The organism is Nostoc sp. UHCC 0251 (genome assembly GCF_034932245.1).
Taxonomy (GTDB): domain Bacteria; phylum Cyanobacteriota; class Cyanobacteriia; order Cyanobacteriales; family Nostocaceae; genus Nostoc.
On record NZ_JAYGHD010000485.1, the window covers coordinates 1 to 4229 of the forward strand.

The 4229-nt window shown below is 42.8% G+C and carries 4 protein-coding genes; 1 reads left to right on the forward strand and 3 read right to left on the reverse strand.

Annotation, left to right across the window (positions count from 1 at the left end):
• Window positions 1–193: 193 nt before the first annotated feature.
• From aroF to rpsO, 3 genes are all read right to left on the reverse strand, one after another.
• A complete protein-coding gene (aroF, locus tag VB740_RS36015; RefSeq protein WP_323204590.1) occupies window positions 194–1252 on the reverse strand; it encodes a 3-deoxy-7-phosphoheptulonate synthase in 1059 nt (352 codons plus the stop codon).
• Window positions 1253–1537: 285 nt separating this feature from the next.
• Window positions 1538–2008 (reverse strand): PAM68 family protein, encoded by a 471-nt coding sequence (locus VB740_RS36020; protein ID WP_323204591.1) that lies wholly within the window; start codon window positions 2006–2008, stop codon window positions 1538–1540.
• Window positions 2009–2019: 11 nt separating this feature from the next.
• The gene (gene rpsO / locus VB740_RS36025) at window positions 2020–2289 is read right to left on the reverse strand and encodes a 30S ribosomal protein S15 (protein WP_041565894.1); all 270 of its coding nucleotides are present in this window, start codon (window positions 2287–2289) and stop codon (window positions 2020–2022) included.
• 258 nt (window positions 2290–2547) lie between these two features.
• Here rpsO and VB740_RS36030 point away from each other — a divergent pair, with 258 nt between their 5' ends.
• Entirely contained in the window at window positions 2548–4197 is a 1650-nt protein-coding gene (locus tag VB740_RS36030) for an AAA-like domain-containing protein (RefSeq protein ID WP_323204592.1), read from the forward strand.
• Window positions 4198–4229: the final 32 nt, after the last annotated feature.

Sequence of the window (4229 nt, forward strand, 5' to 3'; positions counted from 1 at the left end):
CGATTCATCGCGTCTTTACCCAAGGATATGTTGCAATCATTAATTGAATTGGTATAAGCATAATTAAACATACGATAAAATCCTGGTTTGTAGTGAGTGATTCATCGCTGATAGTAAGACCATCAGGACTAAAATCCTTACTACAAACTCAGAGTTATGCTGACATACCTGATCATGAAGTTGCAACTGGATTTTAAGCTAGAGCCACTGCTGGTTGTTGCCAACGTCCCACCGCCTTACCAATCACTGCTAATTCTTGCATCAAGTTATCGAAACGGTCTGGTGTAAGAGATTGGGGCCCATCAGATAAGGCTTTAGCAGGGTTGGGGTGAACTTCTATCATCAGGGAATCTGTGCCAGCTGCGATCGCAGCCATTGCCATTGAAGGCACAAACTCAGACCAACCTACGCCGTGGCTAGGGTCAATCATAATTGGCAGGTGAGTCAGCTTACGCAACACTGGCACTACTGATAAATCCAGCGTATTTCGCGTATACTGGCGATCAAAGGTACGTATTCCTCTTTCACACAAGATTACATTGGGATTGCCAGATGCCAGAATATACTCGGCTGCCATCAACCAATCTTCAATAGTAGCTGCCATTCCCCGCTTCAAAAGAACTGGTTTTGCCTGTGCCCCCACTTTTTTGAGCAAGGAGAAATTCTGCATATTCCTTGCCCCCACTTGGATTACATCAGCAATTTCGGCAATTTTATCCAAGTCAGCAGCATCCATTACTTCTGTAATAATACCTAGTCCGCTGACTTCCCGCGCCCTCGCCAACAAATCCAAAGCACTCTCGCCGTGTCCTTGGAAGGCATAAGGTGAAGTCCGGGGTTTGTATGCCCCGCCGCGCAAGAACTTGGCTCCAGCCGTCTTAACGCGCCGCGCCGTCTCCACAATCATTTCTTCATTTTCTACGGAGCAAGGCCCAGCAACGACTACTAAAGGGTGGTGTTCACCAAATATTACTGCTCCATCAGGAGTATTCACCACCACTTCCGAAGCTTCGCCGTGGCGGTACTGGCGGCTGGCTCGTTTATAAGGCTGCTCTACCCGCAACACCTGCTCAATCCAGGGGCTAAGTTCCTGAATTTGTAGTGGATCTAAGCTGGCGGTTTCACCTACTAAACCAATAACTACTTTGTGTTGACCAACAATTTTTTCTGGAGTTAGCCCCCAGCTAGTTAATTCCTCATCAATGCGGTTTATTTCCGCTTCTGGGGAACCACTTTTCATTACTATAATCATGTGAAAGTTCCTGATTAATTGAGGAAAATTTTCTGTAAATGAGCTAACTTTATTGTTGCCTATTGCCCTAATTACGAGTAGTTAAAAATAAAATTTATTTACAAAATAAACAGACAAAATATAGCGCTCAGTCAGTAGTTTTACTACTAAATAACTGGATATAAGGTATAAAAAGGTTTATATATTTTTAATTAGCAATGTTGAAGTTATAAAATTTCAACTTCAACATTCACTTTTTCTATTTACCCCAATACCGCAGTTATCTAAATACCTGAGCGCCGTTCATTATGAGTTTTTTTGTCGAGTTTCGCGCCAAACTGCCACCATTCGTCCCCAATTGGTGTTGAACTCACCCAAACCCAACAAACTTCCGACTCTTTCTTCATCCCAAGAGGCAGAAAGAACGCCATAAGTTATCCCTAAGACCCCCAAACCAAATAATCCCATGTTCACCAATAACACGGCGATGGGAGGTAGTTGGATGTTGGAGTAGCTAGCAAGCAGATAGCTAACAACCAAGGCGCTAATGCCCAAAGCTGTTGGAACACCACAGAATCCAGCTACCCGTCGGATCATCCGCTGGCTGACTACTTGGGGAATAGCCATCTCTTGTTTGGTGTAAGGCCGTTTTCTATCAGCCTGTTTGCTAGATTCTTGTGGCTGTGCTGCTGGTTTACTTTGAGTTTTTGCGGGTTTTTGGCGCTTTTTTTTCGGTTCAAAGGGCAAGCGACTGCGTTCAGATTCTTCAGCAGACATAAGCGGTAATCCTATCCACGAATACCAAGGCGAGCGATCAAAGCTTGATACTTTTCCCGGCTTTCCTGCGATATATAGGCTAGAAGACGCTTGCGCTGACCAATTAGCTTTAATAGTCCCCGCCGGGAAGAATGGTCTTTTTTATTTGCCTGGAGATGTTCACTGAGGCGGTTAATGCGCTCAGTTAGCATGGCAACTTGGACATCGGCCGAACCAGTGTCGGTTTCGTGTACTTGGTAGTTGGAAATTATTTCTTGTTTCCGCAGTTGCGTCAGAGCCATGATCGATTCAATTTCTAGTTTTTCTAAATGTATGTAGCAGTCTCCCATAATATCACAGCCATCAAGCTGGATGTGGAATCATCTTTGCTGCTACGCATTGCACTATAGGAGACTAAGTAAATTAGGAGCCAGATCCCAACTTCCTCTAGATAGTAAACGCGGTACTGAATCGTATTCGGTTATACAACATTCTTATTAAACTATCTACAAATTGCTAATCATTATGATAATCTCTTTGTTTAATAATCACAATTTCATATGAGATACCAGGTAGGGGGTAGTCTTTGCAGTGACGATCCCACGTATGTCATCCGTCAGGCAGACGAAAAACTTTATACAAGCCTGAAGGCTGGTGATTTTTGTTACGTCTTCAATTCTCGCCAGATGGGCAAGTCATCCTTACTACAGCGCACAAGTTATCGTCTTAGACAAGAAGGCTATAACTGTGTTTACTTGGATGTGACCACATTGGGTAGCGAAGATACGACACCAGAACAATGGTACAAAGGTGTTATTATCAGCTTGTTCTACGGCTTAAATCTGGTGGGAAAAGTCAAATTTAAGCAATGGTGGGAGATGCAAGCAGGTCTTTCCTCAGTGCAAAAACTACACCAGTTCGTAGAAGAAGTGTTGCTGCCAAATATTCAAAGCGAATCTCTGCCAAACGCCAAAGCCGAACGTATTTTCATCTTCATTGATGAGATTGATAGTTTGTTAAGTTTAAGTTTTCCTGCCAGTGACTTTTTTGCCTGGATTCGTCATTGCTATAATCAGCAGGCACACGACCCAAATTTTCAACGCTTAGGATTTGCGCTATTTGGGGTAGCTAGTCCATCTGACTTAATTTCTGATAAACGTCGCACACCTTTTAATATTGGTACAGCAATAGATTTACACGGTTTTCAACTCCATGAAGCCACGCCATTGCTAAAGGGATTAGAGGAAGTTATAACTCAACCGAAAGCAGTACTTCAAGAGATTATTTATTGGACAGGGGGACAACCATTTCTTACCCAAAAGCTCTGTCAGTTAATTGTCCACACAGCTTTAAAAACATCTAATAGAAAAATTGATTTACCGTCAGAAACTGAAACATTTTGGGTAGAACAATTTGTGCGATCGCAGATTATTCAACACTGGGAAGCCAAAGATGATCCCGAACACCTCCGCACAATTCGCGATCGCCTACTTTTTAACGAACACCGAGCCGGAAGATTACTAGGGCTTTACCAACGAGTGTTACAAGCGGAAGAAACAGGGGACAGAGAACAGATAAAAGACCCAATTTATGCTTCATTTTCTGCTCTTCCTGTCCTGACAGATGATAGTCAAGAACAGGCAGAACTGTTGTTATCTGGTTTAGTCGAGAAACACAACGGCTATCTCAAAATTAAAAATCCCATCTATCGGAATGTTTTTAATGCTGAATGGGTAATCAAGCATTTAGACAATCTCCGCCCTTACTCGCAAACATTCAATTCTTGGGTAGCCTCTTCATTTAAAGATGAATCGCGTCTTTTGCGAGGACAGGCTCTAAAAGATACTCAAAATTGGGCGCAGGGCAAAAGTCTGAGCGATTTGGATTATCAATTTTTAACTGCTAGTCAAGAATGCGAACGACGTGAAGTGCAAACGACATTGGAGGCAGCCCGGGCCAAAGAGGTAGAAGCACGACTAGAACAAGAGAAAAAAACTGCTAAACTGCAAAGATTTTTGTTAATTGCAGTATTTATTGGCTTGCTCGTCTCTAGCTGTTTGGGGATAGCAAGTTTCATATTATACCAAAAGGCTCTCAAAAGCGCAATTCAAGCCAGAAACAGCGAAATTCGAGCGCTTATATCCTCTTCTGAAGGATTATTTGCCTCAAATCGCCGACTGGATGCACTTGTGCTTTTACCCCCTGGATGACGAAATTTTGAATCATATCCTGACCAAAAATT

Excerpts from the sequence above, each read along its gene's own strand:
- VB740_RS36020 (WP_323204591.1), bottom strand. The coding sequence starts at position 2,008 with ATGTCTGCTGAAGAATCTGAACGCAGTCGCTTGCCCTTTGAACCGAAA.
- rpsO (WP_041565894.1), bottom strand. The coding sequence starts at position 2,289 with ATGGCTCTGACGCAACTGCGGAAACAAGAAATAATTTCCAACTACCAA.
- VB740_RS36030 (WP_323204592.1), top strand. The coding sequence starts at position 2,548 with ATGAGATACCAGGTAGGGGGTAGTCTTTGCAGTGACGATCCCACGTAT.
- aroF (WP_323204590.1), bottom strand. The coding sequence starts at position 1,252 with ATGATTATAGTAATGAAAAGTGGTTCCCCAGAAGCGGAAATAAACCGC.